Source organism: Ideonella sp., assembly GCF_044358605.1.
Classification (GTDB): Bacteria; Pseudomonadota; Gammaproteobacteria; order Burkholderiales; family Burkholderiaceae_C; genus Ideonella.
Genome location: NZ_JBIKNQ010000004.1, coordinates 1 through 20,408, shown reverse-complemented (window position 1 = coordinate 20,408; position 20,408 = coordinate 1). Strand labels below are relative to the sequence as shown.

Below are 20,408 nucleotides of genomic sequence, written 5' to 3'. Positions count from 1 at the left end.
CCTGAAGGTGAAGGCCAACCGCACTGAGGCGGCAAGGCTTCATCCTAGGAAGACCTCTCGCGCAGCACTATCCTCGAGGCTCAGGACACTGGGACAGCGCGTGTGCCAGGCCCGCGCGGTTGTGCACACCGAGTTTGCGGAACGAGCGCTCCAGGTGGGTTCTGACCGTGGTGATGCTGACCCCCAGGGCGCGGGCGATCTCTTTGTCGGCCAGACCTTGCGCCACCATGCGCGCGGCTTGCCACTCACGCGGGCTGAGCGCAGTGGCCAGCGCCGCAGAGGCAGACGGCACCGCCACCGCGCCCTGCCCTTGTCGCGCGCGGGCCAGGGCCGCCACATAGGCTGGGCCGATGAGGTCTAGCAGTTGCAATTCATCAGCGCTGAAGTTCTCGCGGCGCTTGTCGCGCCAAATGCGCATGTCGCCAATGTTTTGGCCGCCCTGCCAGGCGTAGAGATTGACGCCCCAATGCAGGCCGTCTCGGGCCAAGAAATCGTTGAAAAACTCGGTGCGCATCAGCGCGGGCTGCGCCATCACATCAGTGGCACGAATGGCCACCCGGTAGCGCTGCATCACTGGCGTGATGGGGTCGTGATATTGGTAGTGCGCCAGGTAGCGGTCCAAATTGCCTGGGTCCATATTGATGATCACCGGCCGCTCAAAGGCCTGGCTGCCGGGCTGCCAGACAAAGCTGGCGTAGAACTGTGCTTGCAGCAGGTCCAAGACCCAACTTCCGATCTGCTCCCGCAGGGCCATTTCCTCATGCGGCTCTGCCAAAGCCTGCATGATTTGGCTGAGCAAACTCAGCTGTCGCGTGTTCAAGAACATGGCCAAACTCCCATCCAGTCAGGGCTTCACGACGCTTGTCGTGGCGGCGGCAAACAGCTTGATGACCCTCGCATTGGATTGTGCGGCCGCATCTCCCAGCGGACAGCCAGCGTCCTGACAAATCAGGACAGGACATTCCCGGACTCTCTAGGTCGACGGTGCCCTTGTCGGTGGCAGGGTCAATTTTTTATCTTGTACACAATTTAATCGCTCACATCACAATTCAGCTCATGCCCCGCCGATCACCGTCACCTCCGGCCTCCTGGCTCGCCCTGGACCACCAGCTCTGCTTTGCGCTGTATTCGTCCTCGCTGGCCATGACCAAGCTGTACAAGCCGCTGCTAGAGCCGCTGGGGCTGACCTACCCGCAGTACTTGGTGATGCTGGTGCTGTGGGAGCAAGACGGGCTGGCCGTGTCGCAAGTCGGCGAACGCCTGTTCTTGGACAGCGGCACGCTCACCCCTTTGCTCAAGCGCCTGCAAACCGCAGGGCTGATCGAGCGGCAGCGCGATGACGCCGACGAGCGGCGGGTGTTGGTGCACTTGACGCCTGCCGGTCGCACCTTGCGCCAACGCGCTCAAGCCATCCCCGAGCACATCACTTGTGCCGTGGCTTGTGACCTGGCCGAGATTTCCAGGCTCACGCAGGAGTTGAAGGCCCTGCGTGAGCGCCTCACGGCGGCTTCTGCCGCCTAGGGCCTGTTAACACTACGGCAAGGGGACGCGTTGCCGTAGTGTTAACAGGCCCTACACCCTTCACCCGTCCCTCACCCTACAAGGAAACATCATGGCACTCGACAAAGTTCTCTACACCGCCCACGCCACCTCCACCGGTGGCCGCACTGGCACCGCCAAGTCGGACGACGGCGCGCTGTCGGTCACCCTCTCCACACCGCGTGAACTGGGTGGTGCGGGTGGTGCAGGCACCAACCCCGAGCAGTTGTTTGCGGCGGGTTACTCCGCCTGCTTCATTGGTGCCATGAAGGCCGTGGCGGCAGGCCAGAAGATCAAGCTGCCGGACGACGTGTCCATCAGCGCCAGCGTGGGCATCGGCCCCATCACCGGCGGCTTCGGCATTCAGGTCGCGATGACCATCACCGTGCCCGGCATGGAGCGTGCTGCCACTGAGGCCCTGGTGGCTGCAGCCCACCAAGTCTGCCCCTACTCCAACGCCACGCGCGGCAACATCGACGTGACCTTGACGGTCGCCTGATTAAGCGGGAGCAGCGAGGAGCTGCAGCAGCAGCTCCACGCGGGCTTTGGCGGGGGTCAGCAGGCCTGCAGAGGGCAGCGCCCGGGGCACCTCGCCCACCACACCGCCTGCTGTGCAGCGCGAAGCCCGCATGAGGCGCAAGCCCTGCGCTTGAGCTTGGGCCAAGGAAGCCTCCAAAGCCTGGTGAAGGGTGCCATTGCCCGTGCCCTCCACCACCAGGCCGTCCAGACCAGCGGCCAGCGCCGCCTCCACCGCCCAGGGCTCCACGCCCGCGTGGCTGCACACCACCCCCACCCGGGGCCAGTGCGCGGTGTCGCGCATCAGGCAGGCCAAGCCCAAGGCTTGTGCCTGCGGCCAGAGCCGCAAGGGCAGCACCAGCCCCTCTTCCACCCGCGCCACTGGCCCGGCATCACCCGCTGCAAAAGCGTCGATGCGGTAGCCGTGCACCTTGCGCACATCGGCCGCCGCCAGCACCTGGCCTGCCGCCACGCACAGCACACCGGCGGCCTGCGGGCTTTGCGCCACGGTCACAGCATCCAGCAGGTTTTGCGGGCCATCCGGCTGCAAAGAGCTGGCCGGGCGCATGGCGCAGGTCAGCACCACGGGCTTGGTCGGCACCAACACGCGGTGCAAGAACCAAGCCGTTTCCTCCAAGGTGTCAGTGCCGTGGGTGATGACGATGCCCGCCACGTCCGCTCGCGCCAAGTGGTGAGCCACCCGCTGCGCCAAGGCCTGCCACACCGCATGGCTCATGTCTTTGCTGTCGAGCTGCGCCACTTGTTCGGCCTCTAGCGGCACGCCGCCCAAGGCAGGCACGGCCGAGATCAGATGCCCCACGCTGAGCTGGCCTGCGGTGTAGCCCACGTTGTCGCCCGCCTGGGCGGAGGTGCCTGCAATGGTGCCACCGGTGCCCAAGAGCACGATCTTTTCAGCTTTGTTTTGCATTTCGATGAAGTCTGGATAAAAATACAGATACTGGATACAACCTCAGCCTTTATCAGGCTCGCCCATCATGACCGACAGCCCCAAACTCACCGCGCGCCAACAACAGGTGCTGGACTTGGTGACACGCACCATGGAGCTGACGGGGGCGCCGCCCACGCGGGCTGAGATCGCCGCCGAGCTGGGCTTCAAGTCGCCCAATGCGGCCGAAGAGCACCTGCAAGCGCTGGCGCGCAAAGGCGCCATTGAGTTGCTGGGCGGCACCTCGCGCGGCATCCGCTTACAGGGCCGCACTTTACGCGCCATGAACCAAGCTCGCAGCGAGCAGATGATGCTGCCCATCCCTGGTTTGGCTCAACTCACCCTGCCCCTGGTGGGCCGTGTGGCTGCAGGCCAGCCCATTCTGGCGCAGGAGCACATCGAGCAAAACTATGTGCTTGAAGCCAGCCTGTTCCGCACCAAGCCCGATTACCTGCTGAAGGTCAAGGGCCTGAGCATGCGCGATGTCGGCATCATGGACGGCGACTTGTTGGCCGTGCAACGCGCGGCCGATGCGCGTAACGGCCAAATTGTGGTGGCGCGTTTGGGCGACGAAGTCACCGTCAAGCGCCTGCATCGCAGCCGCAACCAGATCGAGCTGCTGCCCGAAAACCCCGACTTCGCCCCCATCGTCGTCACGCCTGAGCGCGAAGATTTTTTCATTGAAGGCATTGCCGTGGGCTTGGTGCGCCAGAACATGGTGTTTTGAAGCTGCTTCGAGGGGAGGAAGGCGCGTCGCGCCTCAGCGTGCGCGCTTGCCACCGGTCTAGCCTGCTGGCTTGCCGCTGTAGAGCTGATCTCGCTGCGCAAGGGCCGGAAACAGCCGCATCCACGTGGCCACCACCAGCAAAGTCCCCGCACCACCGGCCACTACAGCGCCCACGGGGCCCCACCATGAGGCGGTGACGCCCGACTCAAATTCCCCGAGTTGGTTGCTGGCTCCAATGAACACCGAACTCACGGCGGCCACCCGGCCCCGCATCTCGTCCGGGGTCTCCAGTTGCACTAGCGACTGACGCAGCACCACGCTGACCATGTCTGAGGCCCCCGAGATGGCCAAGGCCACCAGGGACAGGCCAAAGTGGGTGGACAGGCCAAACACGATGGTGGAGGCGCCAAACACCGCCACGGCGCCCAATAGCCAAGCTCCGGCTCGCCGCTCTATAGGGCGCCGGGCCAACCACAGGCCGACCACCAACGCGCCGCACGCAGGCGCGGCCCGCAGCACGCCCAAGCCGTCAGGCCCGGTGTGCAAGATGTCTTTGGCATAGATGGGCAGCAGCGCGACCGCACCTCCCAAGAGCACGGCAAACAAGTCCAACGAGATGGCGCCCAGCAGCACGGGCCGCTGCCAGATGAAGCGCACCCCTGCGGTCAGGGTTTCGAAGCTGGCCGCACGGCGCTCTGCCGCTTGAGCCCGTGTGCGAATGGCCGCCACGCCCAGCACCGCCAGCGCCAGCAAGCACAAACTCATGCCGTAAACCGAGGCCGGGCCACCGCCCTGCTGAACCAGACCGTGGGCATGCAGCCACCGAGGCCCCCATGCATAGAGCGCACCGCCCAAGGCTGGGCCAGCCACGACAGCGGCCTGCATGGCAGTGCTGCTGACCGCCACGGCCCGGGGCAGCAGCGCTGCGGGCACCAAAGAGGGTGTGAGGGCCGACAAGCTGGGCATTTGCAAGGCCCGGGCTGCGCCCAACATGACGGAGGTGGCCAACACGGTGTCGCGGTCCACCCACAGGCCCAAGCTGCCCGACAACAACACGGTGGCCACGCAGGCTTGAATCAGCAGGCTGATGGCCAGCAAGAGGCGGCGGTCGTACCGGTCCGCCAGGTGCCCTGCAGGTAGGGTCAAGGCCAAGGCGGGCACAAATTGGTAGAGCCCCACCAAGCCCAAATCCCAGGCACTGCCCGTCAGGTCGTACATCTGCCAGCCCAGTGCCACCATCAGCATTTGGTTGGCGGTGGTGCCGCTGATGCGGGCCAGCATCAGCCGAAGGTAGTCTGGGAAATCGCGCAGGCGCAAGGGCGCTGCGGCGTCTAGGGTACTCGCCTCACTCATGACCCGAGGTTAACGGAAAGCGCTGTCAGGCCGCTGTCTTGAAGGCCATCAAGGCTTGGTTGCGCCAGGTGCGCACCAGTCCCAGTTCGCGGTCACTCAAGGTCAGGGCTTCTTCACCGTCATAGGCCACGTAGATCAAGGCAAAGGGCACGCCCTGTCGCAGCAGAGGCAGCAGCAAGAAGCTGCGCGGCGTGTGTTCGCGCAGCCAAGCGGGCAAGCGCGGCGCCAAGGTCGAGGCCTGTGCGTCGCTGATCAAGGTGTCTTTGCCCTTGATGCAGACGGCAGCCAGTAAGTCGGCGGCCAAACCACTGCGCAGCTCCACGCGGCACTGCGCCCGCAGATGATCGGCTTCTTCGCCCACCGCCAAACGGCCCAGCAAGCTGCCGGTGGCCGGGTCTCTGAGCGCCAGCACCACGGTGCGGGCATCCAATGCCTGCTGCAAGCCCTGCAAGACCATCAACAGCACGTCATTGAGCCTGAAACTGTCTGCCGCCAAAGAGTCCGTCACCTGCTCGATGCTGTGCTCCAACTGCTGTTGGGCCAACTCCGGGTCATGCGGCGCGGGGCGCTTTGGGGAAGCCAAGCCGCTCAGGCGTCGGTCCAGCGGCCCTTGGCCCAGAGGCAGATGCAAGCTGGCGGCCAGCGACACGAGTTGCGCTCGGGCCACCTGCACCGCCGCTTGAATCTGGTCGGCCGACAAGCCCAGCGCCCGCGCATAGCTGTGCGCCAAGCGTGCGATCTCATTGGCTGCGGCTTCGGGCTCCTGGCTCAACAGGGTGTCCACCATGTCATGAGCCAGGCGCGTGCGCCAGCGCAAGCGCTCAGGCGTGGTTTGCAAGGCGCGTTTGGGCACTTCGCCGTGGGGCAAGCTCATGGCCTCCAGCAGGCTGGGTGGCAACTGCCATGCTTGGGCCACGCCGTGAGCCAACTCGTGCAGGCTGAGGCCCAGCACTGCACGAGCAGCGCTGTCCACCGAGGCCGACGCAGACTGGCCCGAAGCCTGCACGCGCGCGTCGATCTGCCTCGCTTCTTCGGGCAAGTAGTACTGCACCAGCAAGCGGCCCAGGTGGCTGAGCAGGCCAGCCAAAAAGGATTCCTCGCGCTCGGGGCCAATGGGGGTCAGCTCATCACACAGCGCGGCGGTCAGCAAAGCCCGCAAGAACAAGCTGCGCATGCGCTCGGCCTGAGCCTTGTCTTGCATGTGCTCCAGCAGCATCACTGACAAAGCCATGTTGCGAATGGCGGCAAAGCCCACCAAGGCAGCCGCCCGGGCGACCGAGGTCACCTCGGCTGCATTGGCCCGACGGAACTGCACCGTGTTGACCAAGCGCAAGAGCTTATGAGTCAGCGCCACGTCTTTCATGATCTCGTCGGACAAGGCCCCCAAGCTACCGGCATCGGAGCCGACGATGCGCTGGATGCGCATCACCGAGTCGCTCAGCGCGGGGAAGTCACCGTGCAGACGCATGCGGCGCAAAAGGAAGTTCAGCGTGCTGTGCTGGGCGTCTTGCACCGGTGCCGGGTCGGGTTCCAGCCAACGCGTGAGAGCAGCGGCCAATGCGGCTGCATCGGCAAATCGCACGCTGGGGTCTCGGGCTACAGCCCGCAACACCAGCGAGCGCAAGCCGTCGTCCACAGCCTGGGCGGCTGCACACTGGTCAGCGCTGGGCCAATGAATGTCATCGCTGATAGCACTTTGAATGGCGCGCCATGGGTCACGCTCTTGGCGCAAGGGCTGGCCACACAGCAAGTGGCCCAAGACCATGCCAGCCGAGTACACGTCCATGGCCGGTGTGGGAGCCAAGCCCTGCGCGGCCTCGGGTGAGATGGTGGACGGCGTGCCAACGATGCTGCCATCGTGATCTTGCGCCATGCGCCCGGAAATGCCGAAGTCCATCACGCGGGGGCGGCCGTCGTCACCCAAGAGCACATTCGAAAGTTTGAGGTCGCGATGAACAATGCCGTGCCGGTGGGCAAAAGCCAGTGCCTCCAGCACCGGCAGCATCAAGGCCACCGCTTCACGCGGGGCCAGCGCACCGTGTTCTTGCAGATGCTCTGTCAGGCTACGGCCTTTCACGCGCTCCAGCACCACAAAGGGCTGGGCGCCATCTCGGCCCACGTCGTGCACCGCCACGATACCGGGGGGGTTGAGCCGCGCCATGAGGCGCGCCTCACGCAGCCAAGCATCGACCTCTGCGGCAGGCAGATCACTGCGAAAAAGTTTGAGTGCAACTTCGCGCTGCAGGTTGGGGTCAAACGCGCACCACACCACCGCCTGCGCGCCCTGGCCCAAGCGCTCTAGCAGCTTGAAACGGCCAATCTGCGCGGTCATGGCCGTGGGCATCAGGCGGAGGCCAGGCCTTGCTCAGCCGTGGCACTGCCTGCAGGCGCCGAATCCGCTTGGATCGCGTCTTGAATGTCTTTGGGCGTGATGTGAAGCGCCCGGCCGTAGCGGCTAGCAACGGCACTCAGAGCTTGGCCGACCCGTTTGGGTGGCAGAGACAGTGCGTCCATCAGCTCATTGGCACAGCTGGCAGTGGCACGCAAGAGGTCGTTGTCACCTTCCAGCATCTTCAGGCCCGTGTTGGTGGGCAAGCGGCGGATCATGGTCAGCACCGCTTCATCAAAGCCCCATTGCCGCACCACCGCCACGCCCAAAGACTCCAAGTCGGTACCCAGCACGGCAAAGGAGGCGGCCTCAGCGGTCATGCCTTGTTCGGCAGAGGTGCCTGCCGCAGCTTCAGACGGATGCATCAGGCGGCGGATCTGCAGGGACTCTTCCGGGAAGTGGTACTGCACCATCATGCGACCCAAGTTCTGCAAGGTGGTGATCAGCGCAATGACCTCAGCGTCGTAGCCCGCTGGGGCCAAACGGGTGGCAATGCGGGCGGCGCGCTTAACGCGTTGAATCAGCCGCTCCATTTCTTCAGCGGCCTTTTCGTTCATGGGGCCGGGCCAGGCCCGCAGGCTCAGTGCAGCGCGGCGCACCCCTTCTAGACCGACCATGGAGATGGCGCGGCGCAGCATCAGCACGGGGCCGTCTCCCGAGACTTGCCCGCCACGCACTTGGGCGGTATTGACCACGCGCAGGAGCTCGTAAGTCAGGGCCAAGTCTTCGAGCACGATCTCAGCCAATTCGGCTGTGCGCCCCTTTTCCAGCAAGATCAGGTGCGCCACGCGGTCGGCGCCACCAGGCATGGCGGGCAAGACCCCGACGCTGCGCAGGCGGTCCATCAAAATGGCCAGCGGGCCGCCGTTTTGGTCTGAGGTGGTGCTCAGCCAACCCTCGAGCGCACGCAGGAAGGAACGGGCGGTGAGATAGCGCTGCTTTTCTTGGCGATCTGTGGCGCGGTTAACGATGGCTCGCAAAGGGTCTGGCACGGGTCTGGGCAGTGCCCAGGGCAGGCGCACAAACTCTGAGCCACGCGGCGCCATGCGCCCCATGACCAAGCTGACGTCGGCCTCTTCCAGGGCTGGCTGCCCAGCCAAGGCGTGATGCAAGATCAGGCCCAAGGCGAGCACATCGTCCTCAGCGGCATTGCGGTTTGCGCGCAGCGACTCCAGCCCGCCTGAGCCGTCGGCAGTTTGCGCCCTTGAGGCCACTTCCAGCCCCATGACGCAAACATTTTGGTCGTCATCGATCAGCAAATGAAAGGGCTGCAGGTCTTGGTGGCTGATACCTGCCTCATGCGCAAAAGCCAGGCCACGGGCGATCTGGCCCGTCCACTTGGCCACCTCGGCCGGCGGCAGACCTTTGGTTGAGATTTTCTCGGCCCAAGACACCCATTGGCCGCGCTCATACACTGCATAAGGCCAGCGATCGTGCTCTCCAACCTCCAGAGGCTGAGCCAGTTGGGGATGGTTCAAGCGCGCGCCTCGCTTGACGGCCTCTAACCAGGCTGTCAAGGCCCCGCCCGCCGGCTTATCACGCGGGATGTCCAGCATGCACTCCATCTGGCTGCGGCTGTCTATGCAGTGCCAGACCATGGTTCTGGCGCTTTTTCCCAACAGCCTCAGCAATTGAAAGCGCCCGAACATGCGTACGGCCTTGCCCGCAGAAGCGGCATTGGAAGGTGACGATGCGGACGTGGAATTCATGACAGAGGTAGGGCGAATTGCCATAGGATTGAAACGCCCCGTCGCAGTTTGTAGCGGCCAGAGTAAGCGGCGTTTCCGTGATCTTTTCCCAGCCTCGCGGGCGGTCCCCGCAGCCTCCAACGGGGTGTAGGACACGCTTCAACAATCTGCGCCCCTTTGTGTCAGAATCAACGCGACCCGGTTGGGGTGCGCCGCAGAGGCTGTTAGTCGACAGTCAGCGCCACCCTCCAAAACGCCGCGGACTCCCCCACAGGAATTTCCCATGAGCGAATTGATCAAGCACATTTCCGACGCTTCGTTTGAAGCCGATGTCCTGCAATCTGACAAGCTGGTGCTGGTCGATTACTGGGCCGAATGGTGCGGCCCTTGTAAGGCCATTGCCCCGGTTTTGGAAGAGTTGGCCAAGGAATATGGCGCCACTGTCCAAATCACCAAAATGAATGTCGATGAAAACCGTGCCATCCCGGCCAAGTTCGGTATTCGTGGCATCCCCACCCTGATGCTGTTCAAGAACGGCCAGTTTGCCGACACCTTGGTGGGCAACCACCCCAAGGCCAAGATCAAGGCCTTCGTCGACGCTCAACTATAATCACGCCTGTGCTGAGGTTGGGGAGGCGCTTTGCGCCGCCTCTGCCTCGGACACACCGCAGGCTCCAGGGCTGCCGGGGTACGGGTTTGAGATGCTCGCGCCACCATGCACATTCTTGCTGTGCAGCCCACAGATCCCCCCGACAAGATTTTTCCGCACCGCACCCGAGTGGATTGCACCACCTGGACTGCCCAGGCTCAGGATCATCTGAGCCCGCTGCACAAGCCTCAGGTTTGTTGTCGCGACGGGCATGGCGGCACACCCAGAGGGTGATTTCCGATGCATTTATCTGAACTCAAGGCGCTTCACGTCTCGGCACTGATCGAGATGGGCGAGGCGCTCGAGATCGACAACGTCGCCCGCCTGCGCAAGCAGGAGCTGATGTTCGCGATCATGAAGAAGCGCGCCAAAGCGGGCGAGCAGGTCTTCGGCGACGGGGTGCTCGAAGTGCTGCCCGACGGCTTCGGCTTTCTGCGCTCGCTGGACAGCAGCTTCATGGCGTCCACCGACGACATCTACCTCAGCCCCAGCCAGGTGCGGCGCTTCAACCTGCACACCGGCGACATGGTCGAGGGTGAAGTGCGGGTTCCCAAGGACGGCGAGCGCTACTTTGCGCTGGTCAAGGTCGACCGTGTCAACGGCCTGACCCCCGAGGAGAACAAGCACAAGATCATGTTCGAAAACCTGACCCCGCTCTTCCCCAAGGAAGCGTTCAGGTTGGAACGTGAGGGCATGAAGAAGGCCGAAGACAACATCACCGGCCGCATCGTTGACCTGATCGCCCCCATCGGCAAGGGCCAGCGTGCCTTGATCGTCGCCCAGCCCAAGACGGGCAAGACGATCATGATGCAGAACTTGGCCCACGCCCTGGTGGCCAATCACCCCGACGTGCACCTGATCGTGCTGCTGGTCGATGAGCGCCCTGAAGAAGTGACCGAAATGCTGCGCACGGTGCGCGGCGAGGTCATTTCCTCCACCTTCGACGAGCCTGCAGCCCGCCACGTGCAAGTGGCCGAAATGGTGATCGAGCGCGCCAAGCGCTTGGTCGAGCTGAAGAAGGACGTGGTGATCCTGCTGGACTCCATCACCCGCTTGGCTCGCGCCTATAACAACGTGCTGCCGTCGTCCGGCAAGGTGTTGAGCGGTGGTGTTGATGCCAACGCCCTGCAGCGCCCCAAGCGCTTCTTCGGTGCGGCGCGCAATGTCGAAGAAGGCGGCTCGCTGACCATCATCGGCACCGCCCTGATCGACACCGGCTCCAAGATGGACGAGGTGATCTACGAAGAGTTCAAAGGCACCGGCAACTGCGAAATCCACCTGGACCGCCGCATGGCCGAAAAGCGCGTTTACCCGTCCATCCAGATCAACCGCTCAGGCACTCGCCGTGAAGAGCTGCTGCTGAAGCCTGAGATCCTGCAAAAGACCTGGATCTTGCGCAAGCTGCTCTACAACATGGACGAGATCGAGGCGATGGAGTTCATCCTCGACAAGATGAAGTCCAGCAAAACCAATCTGGACTTCTTCGAGATGATGCGGCGCGGCGGCTGATAGCCTGTTCGCGGTTCTATAGGCTACAATCCAAGGTTTTACCGCTGTCGGAAAGTGCGCCCACATGGGGTGGCGCGTGGCTCCCGGCTCAACAGCGAGTAAACAGCAAAAGCAGCACAGCAGTTCTGCGCTGCGCGACAAGGGGGCGCTTGACCGCGCCAATGAAGACATGAAAGACGGCATTCACCCGAACTACCGCGACGTTTGCTTCGTGGACCAGTCCAACGGCTTCAAGTTCGTGACGCGCTCTTGCGCTCCGAGCAAGGAAAAGATCACCCTGGAAGACGGCCGCGAAATGCCGCTGTTCAAGCTCGAAACTTCCAGCGAATCGCACCCCTTCTACACCGGCACCCAAAAGAGCGTGGACTCCCTGGGCGGTCGCGTCGAGAAGTTCCGCAACAAGTTTGCGCGCGTCGGCATCAAGAAGTCTGCTTGAGTCTTTGCGCTCTCGCGGTAAAAAGGCAGCTCAGGCTGCCTTTTTTCTTGTCAGCTTCGCCGCTCATGATTCTCTGCCCTGAACCTCTGCTGTGAGCCTCGCCACTCCCGCCCTTGTCACTCAGCGTGCCGCCCAGCGCCTGCCTCGTCTGGCGCTGCTGCTGTTTTGCGCTGCCTATTTGCTGCCGGGGCTGGTGGGGCGAGATCCGTGGCGCAATGCCGACCTCACCACCTACGCCACCATGCTGGCCATGGCCGAGGGCCGCACCTCTTGGCTGAACCCCAGCTTAGGCGGCCTCGCGGCCGATGTGGCTGTACTGCCCCACGCCTTGGGTGCGTGGGCCATTCAAGCTCTGGGCCCGCTGCTGGATCCGGCTCTAGCGGCCCGCCTGCCCTTTGCATTGCTGTTGGCAGGCACCTTGGCCTTGATCTGGTACGCCACTTTTCATTTGGCACGCACCGAGGCCGCCCAGCCGCTTGCCTTTGCCTTCGGGGGCGAAGCCGCCCCGCTGGACTATGCCCGAGCCTTGGCCGATGGCGCCTTGCTGGCCACCATTGCCAGTTTGGGCTTGCTGCAGCTGGGGCACGAAACCACGCCTGAGCTGGCGCAGTTGTGCGGCGTTGCCCTTTGGCTCTGGGCGTTGGCCGCCGCTCCGTACCGAGAAGTCGGAAGCCGCGCCGCCGCCCTGCTCTCTTTGCCAGCCTTGGCAAGCAGTGGAGCACCGGCTGTGGCCGTCGCCTTGGGCATCGTGGCCGTGCTGATCTGCGCCCGATCTGCCTATCCGCAAGTCCACCGGCTGACGCTGTGGTGGCTAGGCTCCAGCGTCTTGGCCGCACTGGCCGCTTGGGGCTTTGGTGCCTGGCATTGGCGGGTCAGTGCGCCAGACAGCGGGAATGAGGTCTTGGACGTCCTCAAGCTCTTGCTATGGTTCACCTGGCCCCTGTGGCCCATGGCCTGCTGGACCCTGTGGCAATGGCGGCGCCAATGGCTGAGACGCCATATCTCGATTCCTTTGGGCGCCTTGGCTGTCGGCCTGGGTGCTAGCTTGGTGATGGGCGGCTCTGACCGTGCTTTGATGTTGGCCTTGCCGGGCCTGGCGGTGTTGGCCGCTTTTGCCCTGCCCACCCTGCGCCGCAGCGCCGGGGCACTGATCGACTGGTTCTCGGTGTTCTTTTTCAGCATCGCCGCGCTGTCGGTATGGGTGATTTACTCGTCCATGCACCTGGGCGTACCCGCCAAGCCCCTGGCCAACATCCTGCGGCTCGCGCCCGGCTTTGTGCCCAGCTTCTCGGCACTGGCTTTGGGGGCCGCTCTATTGGGCACCGTGGCCTGGATCTGGCTGGTGCGCTGGCGCACCTCTCGCAATCGTCACCCCTTATGGAAGAGCCTGGTACTGCCCGCCAGCGGCGTTGCCCTGACTTGGCTCTTGACCATGACGCTTTGGCTGCCCGTGCTGGACTACGCTCGCAGCCCCAAACCGTGGGTGCAAGCGATCGCCAAAACGGTGCCCGCAGGCCAGTGCGTGCGTGCTGCGGGTCTTTCGCGTCCTCAGGTCGCCGCCTTGGAGGCGATGGGGGCGTACAAAGTGATCTCTGCAGCCGATGCCCAAAGCAACTTATCGCAGCCTTGCCCGTGGTGGCTGCTCAACTTAAGGGCCGATCAGACCGCACCGCAAACACCCGGCTGGCAGTTGCTTGGCGAGGCCCGACGGCCCACGGATCGGCAAGAAAAGCTCTTGATTTATCGGCAAGAAGGGCTCTGAGCACCGAGGCTGCGACAGCTTGGCACGCACTCTTCGAGCCCGGCACACATGCCCAGCCCGCCCAAGCCGCAAGTCTTCAGTGGATCTGAGCCTGCAGTTCGCACTGCCTGACCCGAATAGCTGGCAGGCTGATGGTGAAGTTTGAGCCCTGTCCCACTTCACTGCTGATGCGCAATTCGCCGCCGTGGCGTTGCGCCACATGCTTGACGATAGAGAGCCCCAAACCCGTGCCGCCGGTGTCGCGTGAGCGGCTGCTATCGACCCGATAAAAGCGCTCCGTCAGACGGGGAACATGCTCCGCAGCGATGCCCGGGCCTGTGTCCAACACGGCGATGTCCAGGCCACCATCTTCTCTCTGCTGGGTCGAGACAGTCACCCGGCCTTGCTCAGGGGTGTAGCGCACCGCGTTATTGACCAAGTTGGCGACGGCGCTGAGCAGTTCGCCTTCATTCCCAGCCACCTCCAAGTCAACGCCCCAATCAAAGCTCAATTGATGTCGCCCACCCGACAAAGCCCGGGCATCGGACTCGACCTGTCGACCCACACGGTCAAGGCGCCACCAGCTCTCCACCGCAGGCTTGGGGCTGCCTTCGAGGCGCGCCAGGGTCAGCAAGTCGCCCACCAGCGCTTGCATGCGTTGGGTCTGCTGACCCATCAGTGTCAGCACGCGGCGGCGCTCTTCGTCGCTCAAAGGTAGACCCGCCATGGTCTCAACAAAGCCTGCGAGCACCGTCAATGGGGTGCGAATCTCATGGGACACGTTGGCGACGAAGTCACGCCGCATGGCGTCAGCGCGCTCGCGTTCAGTCACATCTTGAGTCAGCATGAGGCGCTGCCCCTCGCCATAGGGCCGAAGCAACACAGAGATCAAGCCCCGACCACCGAGGCCAGGAATTTGAACGGGTGTCATCGAGGCTTCGCGCTCATGCAAAGCGGCCACAAAGGCAGGCGCACGCACGAGGTTGGTGACCCGCTGCTGCAAGTCACGCTGTGGATGCAAGCCCAGCTGGTCTGCCGCCACGCGGTTGGTCCAGAGGATCTGGTCGTTGACATCCAAAAGCAGCACGCCATTGGGCGAGGCCTCGATGGCACTGAGAAACTGAGTCAGCCGCTCTTGCTCACGTTGGATCTCGCGCTCACGGCTGCGCAGGGCGCGCTCCATGCGCAGCCCCGCTTCGCCCCAGAGCCCCACCAAGGCCGGCGACGCCGTCGACAGGGAACTGCTGAGCCATTGCATCAGGCGGCCGGCGCGAAGGGTGTCTACCAGTGTCCAGGCCGCAGAGCCCGCCATGCCGCCCAGCACTGAACCCACCACGGGCCATCCCCACACACGGCCCAGCCAAGCGCCCAGCAGGGCACCCAAGCCGACCAGCAGCATAGGCACCAAGGCGCGAGGAACTAACCAAAACATAAGCGTCAGTCTACTCGCACACCTGCCTGCGCAGTCAGGCGGTAACCGGCACCACGCACAGTTTCAACCATCTGGGAACACTGGCCCACCGCCAGCGCCTCTCGCAGGCGCTTGATGTGCACATCCACGGTGCGCTCTTCGATGAACACATGGTCCCCCCAGACGCGGTCCAGCAACTGTGCGCGACTGTGCACACGCTCCGCATGGCTCATCAGAAAGTGCAACAGCCGGAACTCCGTCGGGCCCAGCTTCAGCTCCTGCCCTTCATAGCTCACCCGATGGGTGCCTGGGTCTAAGATGAGGCCAGCCACACTCACAGCCGCATCCAGGGCCTCGGGCTGTCGACGCCGCAGGACGGCTCGAATGCGTGCCAACAGCTCATTGGGCGAGAAAGGTTTGGTCAGATAGTCGTCGGCGCCTGCATCCAGGCCGGCAATCTTGTCTGCTTCATCAGCCCGAGCAGTGAGCATGATCACGGGCAGTGCACGCGTGCGCGCATCCGCCCGCCAGCGCCGCGCCAGCGAGACACCGGACTGACCGGGCAGCATCCAGTCCAGCAGCACCAACTCCGGCAACACGCCATCGACGGCGGATTGGGCGGCCTCTGCTGTCTCAGCTAAGACGACCTTGAAGCCCGCGTGACGGAGATTGATGGCAATTAGCTCGCCGATCGCGGGCTCGTCTTCAACGACCAGAATCGTAGTCATCGTGATGTCTGGCTCCGCTTGAAGATCAACGGTTCAAGGCCACGGACTCCACCGACTCCATGGAGTGGTGGCGCACGTCGGTGCCCTTCACGATGTAGATGATCTGCTCGGCCAAGTTCTTGGCATGGTCACCCACCCGCTCAATCGCCTTGGCCACAAAGACCAAGTCGATACTGGCGGAGATGGTGCGCGGGTCTTCCATCATGTAGGTGATGAGCTTGCGCATCAGGCCGTCAAATTCTTGGTCGATCTGGTTGTCGCCCTTGATCACCTCCAGGGCTTGCACAGCGTCCAAGCGAGCAAACGCGTCCAGCGCCTTGCGCAGCGAGGCAATGGCCAGGTCCGATTCAAACGACACATCACCGGTAGGCAGGCGCAAGCGGCTGAACACCCCGGTGTTGATGAGGCGTTGCACGGTGCGCGCGATGCGAGCAGCTTCGTCGCCGACGCGCTCGAGGTTGCCGATCGTCTTGGAGACGGCAATCAACAAGCGCAGATCACGCGCCGTGGGCTGGCGCCGCGCAATGATGGCGGAGAGATCGGCGTCGATCTCGACTTCCATCGTGTTAACGCGCTCTTCAGTGGCCAAAACCTGGCTGGCGGTTTCAGCGCTGAAGTGGTTCAGCGCATACATGGCCTGGGCCACTTGGGACTCGACCAAGCCGCCCATCTCGAGCACGCGGGTAGAGATGCTGGACAGTTCGCTGTCGAATTGCGTAGAGAGGTGTTTATCGCTCATATTCTTTCCCTGAATCAACCAAATCGACCGGTGATGTAGTCCTCAGTGTCCTTCTTCTTGGGCTTCATGAAGAGGTCTCGCGTCGGGCCGAATTCCACCAGATCGCCGAGGTACATATAGGCGGTGTAGTCAGAGACCCGTGCCGCCTGTTGCATGTTATGGGTCACGATGACCACGGTGTAGTCCTCGCGCAACTCGTGAATCAGCTCTTCGACCTTGCCGGTCGAGATAGGGTCCAGCGCCGAGCAGGGTTCGTCCAGCAAGAGCACTTCCGGCTTGATGGCAATGCCTCGCGCAATGCACAAGCGCTGCTGCTGGCCGCCAGACAGGCCTGAGCCACTTTGGCCCAGTTTGTCCTTGACCTCATTCCAAAGGGCCGCCTTCTTCAGCGCCCATTCCACCCGCTCATCCATCTCCACGCGGGAGAGTTTCTCGAACAGACGCACGCCAAAGGCGATGTTGTCGTAGATGGACATGGGGAAAGGCGTGGGCTTCTGAAAAACCATGCCCACTTTGGCGCGGATCAGCGAAACATCCAGCTTACGGTCCAACACATTCTGGCCATCAACCAAGATGTCGCCTTCAGCCCGCTGTTCGGGGTAGAGCTCGAACATGCGGTTGAAGGTGCGCAGCAGGGTCGACTTGCCGCAGCCCGATGGGCCGATGAAAGCCGTGACTTTCTTTTCGGGGATATCGAGATTGATGTGCTTCAGCGCGTGAAAGCTACCGTAGTAAAAGTTCAGATCACGTACCGCAATCTTGGCCTTCTCGGCCACCGGCCATTCAACTTTGGCGTCCATGGTGTTCACCTTAATGTCAGTGTTTGTTGCGGAGGAAAACCCGCGCAATGATGTTCAGCGCCAGCACGCCCATGGTGATCAAGAAGACACCCGCCCAAGCGAGCTTCTGCCAGTTCTCATAGGGGCTCATGGCGAACTTGAAGATGGTCACCGGCAAGCTGGCCATGGGCTCGCCCAGGCTGCTGGTCCAGAATTGGTTGGACAGGGCCGTGAACAACAGCGGTGCAGTCTCACCGGCAATGCGGGCCACAGCCAATAGCACACCCGTCACCACCCCTGCGCGTGCCGCCTTCAGCGTGATGCTGAGAATCACCTTCCACTTGGGCGTGCCCAGCGCATACGCAGCCTCACGCATGGCATTGGGGATCAGGCTGAGCATATTCTCGGTGGTGCGGATCACCACCGGAATCACAATCAAGGCCAGGGCCAAAATGCCCGCAAAGCCCGAGAAGCTCTTCATCTTGGCCACGACGACGGCGTAGATGAAAAGACCAATCACGATGGAAGGTGCCGACAGCAGAATGTCGTTGATGAACTGCGTGGTTCGACCCAGCCAGGTGCGCTGCCCGTATTCAGCCAAGTACACGCCTGCCATCACGCCAATGGGTGTACCCAGGAGCGTGGCCAAGGACACCATTAGCAAAGAGCCGTAAATGGCGTTCGCAAGCCCGCCCACAGCTTCCTGAGGCGGCGGCGTCATCTCGGTAAAAACCTGCCAACTCAGGCCACCCAGGCCCAAGCGGAAGGTCTCGAACAGAATCCAAAGGAGCCAAAACACACCAAAGGACATGGCGGCCAAAGACAGCGTCAACGCCACCGCATTGACGCGCTTACGGCCTTTGTGGCGCGCCAAACGCGCGGGGTCGAGTTGGGTCAAGGTGCTCATGAACGGCTCCCTTCGCTCTTCTTGAGTTGGGACAACATCAGCTTGGACAGCGCCAGCACCACAAAGGTAATGAAGAACAGCACCAAACCAAGGTAGATCAGCGACGCTTGGTGCAGACCATCACCGGCCTCCGCGAACTCATTGGCCAAGGTCGAGGCGATGCTGGTGCCAGCCTCAAACAGAGACAGCGAGTTCAGCTGGCTCATATTGCCGATCACGAAGGTGACGGCCATGGTCTCGCCCAAAGCTCGCCCCAGGCCCAGCATGATGCCGCCCACCACACCCGTCTTGGTGTACGGCAGAACCACATTGCGCACCACCTCCCAGGTGGAGCAACCCAAGCCGTAGGCCGACTCCTTGAGCATGGGCGGCGTCACCTCAAACACATCCCGCATCACCGAGGCGATGTAGGGAATGATCATGATGGACAAAATGATGCCGGCCGACAGCAGGCCAATGCCCACTGGGGGGCCAGAGAACAGCGCACCCAGAAAAGGAACGCCATCAAAAGTCTTTTGCAGCGGACCCTGCACATAGGTGGCCAGCAAGGGGCTGAACACCATCAGGCCCCACATGCCGTACACGATGGACGGAACGGCGGCCAGCAACTCCACGGCGGTGCCCAAAGGGCGCTTGAGCCAGTTAGGGGACAGCTCAGTCAGAAAGATGGCGATGCCGAAGCTGACAGGCACCGCAATGATCAAGGCGATGAGCGAGGACACCAAGGTGCCGTAAATCATCACCAGGCCGCCAAACTTCTCTTGAACGGGGTCCCAGTCGGTGGACCACAGGAAAGCGATGCCGTACTCTTGAATGGCTGGCCACGCACCCACCACCAGGGAGCCAATGATGGCGACCAGCAGCAGCAAGGTGAGCCAGGCGGCGCCATGGGCGACGGCCGAAAACGCCTTGTCGGCCCAGGGCAGGCGCCGCACGCGCGAGGGCGGCTCACCGCTGGGCGACACCTGCGCGTCTGAATGCATAGAGGGGAGTGGAGAGGCTGACACAGTCGTACTCATGAGGGGACTCCTGATTTCGTGACAAAGCGGGTGGCGCTAGCGCACCACCCGCTTTGGGCTCGGAGTCAATTACTTGAAGGCGACAGCCTTGCCAGAGGAGTCCTTGATTTGCGACCACTGGCGCTGGGCCACCAAGGCCTTCACTGAGTCCGGCAGCGGCACGTAGTCCAGGTCATCAGAGGCCTTGTCACCGTTGACAAAAGCCCAGTTGAAGAACTTCAGCACTTGGGACGCCACCTCGGGCTTGTCCTGTGTCTTGTGCATCAGGATGTAGGTGGGGTTGGTGATGGGCCAAGAATCCTTGCCAGGTTGCTCGGTGGTGATCTGGTAGAAAGTCTTGCTCCAGTCAGCACCCGCAGCGGCAGCCTTGAAGGCCGTGTCGCTAGGGGGCACGAAGTTGCCGTCCTTGTTCTTCAACAAGGTGAAAGTCATCTTGTTTTGCTTGACGTAGGCGTACTCAAGATAGCCAATGGAGTTAGGCAGACGCGACACAAAAGCTGCCACCCCTTCATTGCCCTTACCACCCGCGCCCGAGGGCCAGTTCACCGCCGTGCCTTCACCGACCTTGGTCTTCCACTCAGGGTTCACCTTGGAGAGGTAGTTGGTGAAAATGAAGGTGGTGCCAGAACCATCAGCACGCCGCACCAAAGCGATGTCGGCATCGGGCAGTGGCACGCCAGGGTTCAGCGCAGTCAAAGCGGGGTCATTCCACTTCTTGATCTTGCCTAGATAAATGTCGCCCAGCAGTTGACCAGTCAACTTGACTTGGCCCGGGGCAATGCCCTTGATGTTGACCACGGGCACCACGCCGCCAATGGTGGCGGGGAACTGCACCAAGCCATCTTTGGCCAGGACTTCATCCGTCAGTGGCATGTCGGCGGCACCGAAGTCAACGGTTTTGGCGTTGATTTGCTTGATGCCAGCACCCGAGCCCACGGACTGATAGTTGACCCGCACGCCAGTGGCCTTGTTGTAGTCAGCAGCCCACTTGGCATACAGAGGTGCAGGGAAAGAGGCGCCAGCGCCGGTCACTTCCTGCGCCAAAACGGTAGACCCACTGACCAGCACCATGCTGGCGACAGTGAACTTTGCAAGGGTATTGAACATGTGTCAGACCTTTCTTCAGTGAATGCCACCGAGCAGAAGTGCTCGTGATGGGGTGAACTGTAGGGCTGCTGTGTGACAGCGATATGACAAGTCCTGCACCCACAAGCTCATCAGACACTGGCCAGAAAAGCCCATCGAATCACCTGCAAGTATTTGATTTATAATACTTTCAGGCCAAACAAGCAAGCACATCCAGAACCGATATGCGCCTTGCGCACTGTCCGC

At 62.6% G+C, this 20,408-nt stretch carries 20 protein-coding genes; 7 read left to right on the top strand and 13 right to left on the bottom strand.

Going from position 1 to position 20,408, the window contains the following annotated elements:
* Window positions 1-67: 67 nt before the first annotated feature.
* Window positions 68-826, bottom strand: a complete 759-nt coding sequence (locus ACIQ3Q_RS02365) for a response regulator transcription factor (protein ID WP_396267364.1) — start codon at window positions 824-826, stop codon at window positions 68-70.
* A 230-nt stretch (window positions 827-1,056) separates the two neighbouring features.
* On the opposite strand from ACIQ3Q_RS02365, the gene ACIQ3Q_RS02360 reads away from it, so the two are divergent.
* Both ACIQ3Q_RS02360 and ACIQ3Q_RS02355 read left to right on the top strand, forming a co-directional pair.
* Window positions 1,057-1,521, top strand: coding sequence for a MarR family winged helix-turn-helix transcriptional regulator (locus tag ACIQ3Q_RS02360; protein ID WP_396267363.1), 465 nt, complete (start codon window positions 1,057-1,059; stop codon window positions 1,519-1,521).
* 91 nt (window positions 1,522-1,612) lie between these two features.
* Complete coding sequence (locus ACIQ3Q_RS02355) at window positions 1,613-2,038, top strand: organic hydroperoxide resistance protein (RefSeq protein ID WP_396267361.1); 426 nt, start codon at window positions 1,613-1,615, stop codon at window positions 2,036-2,038.
* On the opposite strand, the gene ACIQ3Q_RS02350 is transcribed toward ACIQ3Q_RS02355, so the two are convergent.
* The gene (locus ACIQ3Q_RS02350) at window positions 2,039-2,983 is read right to left on the bottom strand and encodes an asparaginase (protein WP_396267360.1); all 945 of its coding nucleotides are present in this window, start codon (window positions 2,981-2,983) and stop codon (window positions 2,039-2,041) included.
* Window positions 2,984-3,050: 67 nt separating this feature from the next.
* Here ACIQ3Q_RS02350 and lexA point away from each other — a divergent pair, with 67 nt between their 5' ends.
* Window positions 3,051-3,728 (top strand): transcriptional repressor LexA, encoded by a 678-nt coding sequence (lexA, locus tag ACIQ3Q_RS02345; RefSeq protein WP_396267358.1) that lies wholly within the window; start codon window positions 3,051-3,053, stop codon window positions 3,726-3,728.
* Window positions 3,729-3,785: 57 nt separating this feature from the next.
* On the opposite strand, the gene ACIQ3Q_RS02340 is transcribed toward lexA, so the two are convergent.
* Genes ACIQ3Q_RS02340 through ACIQ3Q_RS02330 form a run of 3 tightly spaced genes read right to left on the bottom strand, consistent with a single transcriptional unit; the run spans window position 3,786 to window position 9,179 of the window.
* Window positions 3,786-5,081 (bottom strand): MFS transporter, encoded by a 1,296-nt coding sequence (locus ACIQ3Q_RS02340; RefSeq protein WP_396267357.1) that lies wholly within the window; start codon window positions 5,079-5,081, stop codon window positions 3,786-3,788.
* Window positions 5,082-5,106: 25 nt separating this feature from the next.
* On the bottom strand, window positions 5,107-7,425 hold the full coding sequence (locus ACIQ3Q_RS02335; RefSeq protein ID WP_396267356.1) for an HDOD domain-containing protein: 2,319 nt from the start codon (window positions 7,423-7,425) through the stop codon (window positions 5,107-5,109).
* The gene (locus tag ACIQ3Q_RS02330) at window positions 7,425-9,179 is read right to left on the bottom strand and encodes a serine/threonine protein kinase (RefSeq protein ID WP_396267355.1); all 1,755 of its coding nucleotides are present in this window, start codon (window positions 9,177-9,179) and stop codon (window positions 7,425-7,427) included. The genes ACIQ3Q_RS02335 and ACIQ3Q_RS02330 overlap by 1 nt, the downstream gene beginning before the upstream one ends.
* Window positions 9,180-9,441: 262 nt before the next feature.
* On the opposite strand from ACIQ3Q_RS02330, the gene trxA reads away from it, so the two are divergent.
* The 4 genes from trxA to ACIQ3Q_RS02310 all read left to right on the top strand — a co-directional run bounded on the left by trxA (window position 9,442) and on the right by ACIQ3Q_RS02310 (window position 13,514).
* Window positions 9,442-9,768, top strand: a complete 327-nt coding sequence (trxA, locus tag ACIQ3Q_RS02325) for a thioredoxin (protein WP_396267354.1) — start codon at window positions 9,442-9,444, stop codon at window positions 9,766-9,768.
* Window positions 9,769-10,047: 279 nt separating this feature from the next.
* Entirely contained in the window at window positions 10,048-11,316 is a 1,269-nt protein-coding gene (gene rho, locus ACIQ3Q_RS02320) for a transcription termination factor Rho (protein ID WP_396267353.1), read from the top strand.
* Between the two features lie 169 nt (window positions 11,317-11,485).
* Window positions 11,486-11,752 (top strand): type B 50S ribosomal protein L31, encoded by a 267-nt coding sequence (locus ACIQ3Q_RS02315; protein ID WP_396267449.1) that lies wholly within the window; start codon window positions 11,486-11,488, stop codon window positions 11,750-11,752.
* Window positions 11,753-11,843: 91 nt separating this feature from the next.
* Window positions 11,844-13,514, top strand: a complete 1,671-nt coding sequence (locus tag ACIQ3Q_RS02310; RefSeq protein ID WP_396267352.1) for a hypothetical protein — start codon at window positions 11,844-11,846, stop codon at window positions 13,512-13,514.
* A gap of 76 nt (window positions 13,515-13,590) precedes the next feature.
* Here ACIQ3Q_RS02310 and phoR read toward each other — a convergent pair whose 3' ends face one another.
* From phoR to ACIQ3Q_RS02270, 8 genes are all read right to left on the bottom strand, one after another.
* Complete coding sequence (phoR, locus tag ACIQ3Q_RS02305; RefSeq protein WP_396267351.1) at window positions 13,591-14,925, bottom strand: phosphate regulon sensor histidine kinase PhoR; 1,335 nt, start codon at window positions 14,923-14,925, stop codon at window positions 13,591-13,593.
* A gap of 5 nt (window positions 14,926-14,930) precedes the next feature.
* Window positions 14,931-15,632: a phosphate regulon transcriptional regulator PhoB gene (gene phoB, locus ACIQ3Q_RS02300; protein ID WP_396267350.1), complete on the bottom strand. Its 702-nt coding sequence runs from the start codon at window positions 15,630-15,632 to the stop codon at window positions 14,931-14,933.
* A gap of 25 nt (window positions 15,633-15,657) precedes the next feature.
* Window positions 15,658-16,371, bottom strand: coding sequence for a phosphate signaling complex protein PhoU (gene phoU, locus ACIQ3Q_RS02295; protein ID WP_396267349.1), 714 nt, complete (start codon window positions 16,369-16,371; stop codon window positions 15,658-15,660).
* A gap of 14 nt (window positions 16,372-16,385) precedes the next feature.
* On the bottom strand, window positions 16,386-17,171 hold the full coding sequence (gene pstB / locus ACIQ3Q_RS02290; RefSeq protein ID WP_396267348.1) for a phosphate ABC transporter ATP-binding protein PstB: 786 nt from the start codon (window positions 17,169-17,171) through the stop codon (window positions 16,386-16,388).
* A 16-nt stretch (window positions 17,172-17,187) separates the two neighbouring features.
* The gene (gene pstA, locus ACIQ3Q_RS02285) at window positions 17,188-18,057 is read right to left on the bottom strand and encodes a phosphate ABC transporter permease PstA (RefSeq protein ID WP_396267347.1); all 870 of its coding nucleotides are present in this window, start codon (window positions 18,055-18,057) and stop codon (window positions 17,188-17,190) included.
* Window positions 18,054-19,040, bottom strand: a complete 987-nt coding sequence (gene pstC, locus ACIQ3Q_RS02280; protein WP_396267448.1) for a phosphate ABC transporter permease subunit PstC — start codon at window positions 19,038-19,040, stop codon at window positions 18,054-18,056. Before pstC ends, pstA begins: the two co-directional genes overlap by 4 nt.
* Before the next feature lie 105 nt (window positions 19,041-19,145).
* Entirely contained in the window at window positions 19,146-20,183 is a 1,038-nt protein-coding gene (pstS, locus tag ACIQ3Q_RS02275; protein ID WP_396267346.1) for a phosphate ABC transporter substrate-binding protein PstS, read from the bottom strand.
* Between the two features lie 15 nt (window positions 20,184-20,198).
* The coding region (locus tag ACIQ3Q_RS02270; protein WP_396267345.1) for a hypothetical protein at window positions 20,199-20,408 on the bottom strand (210 nt) is incomplete at its 5' end.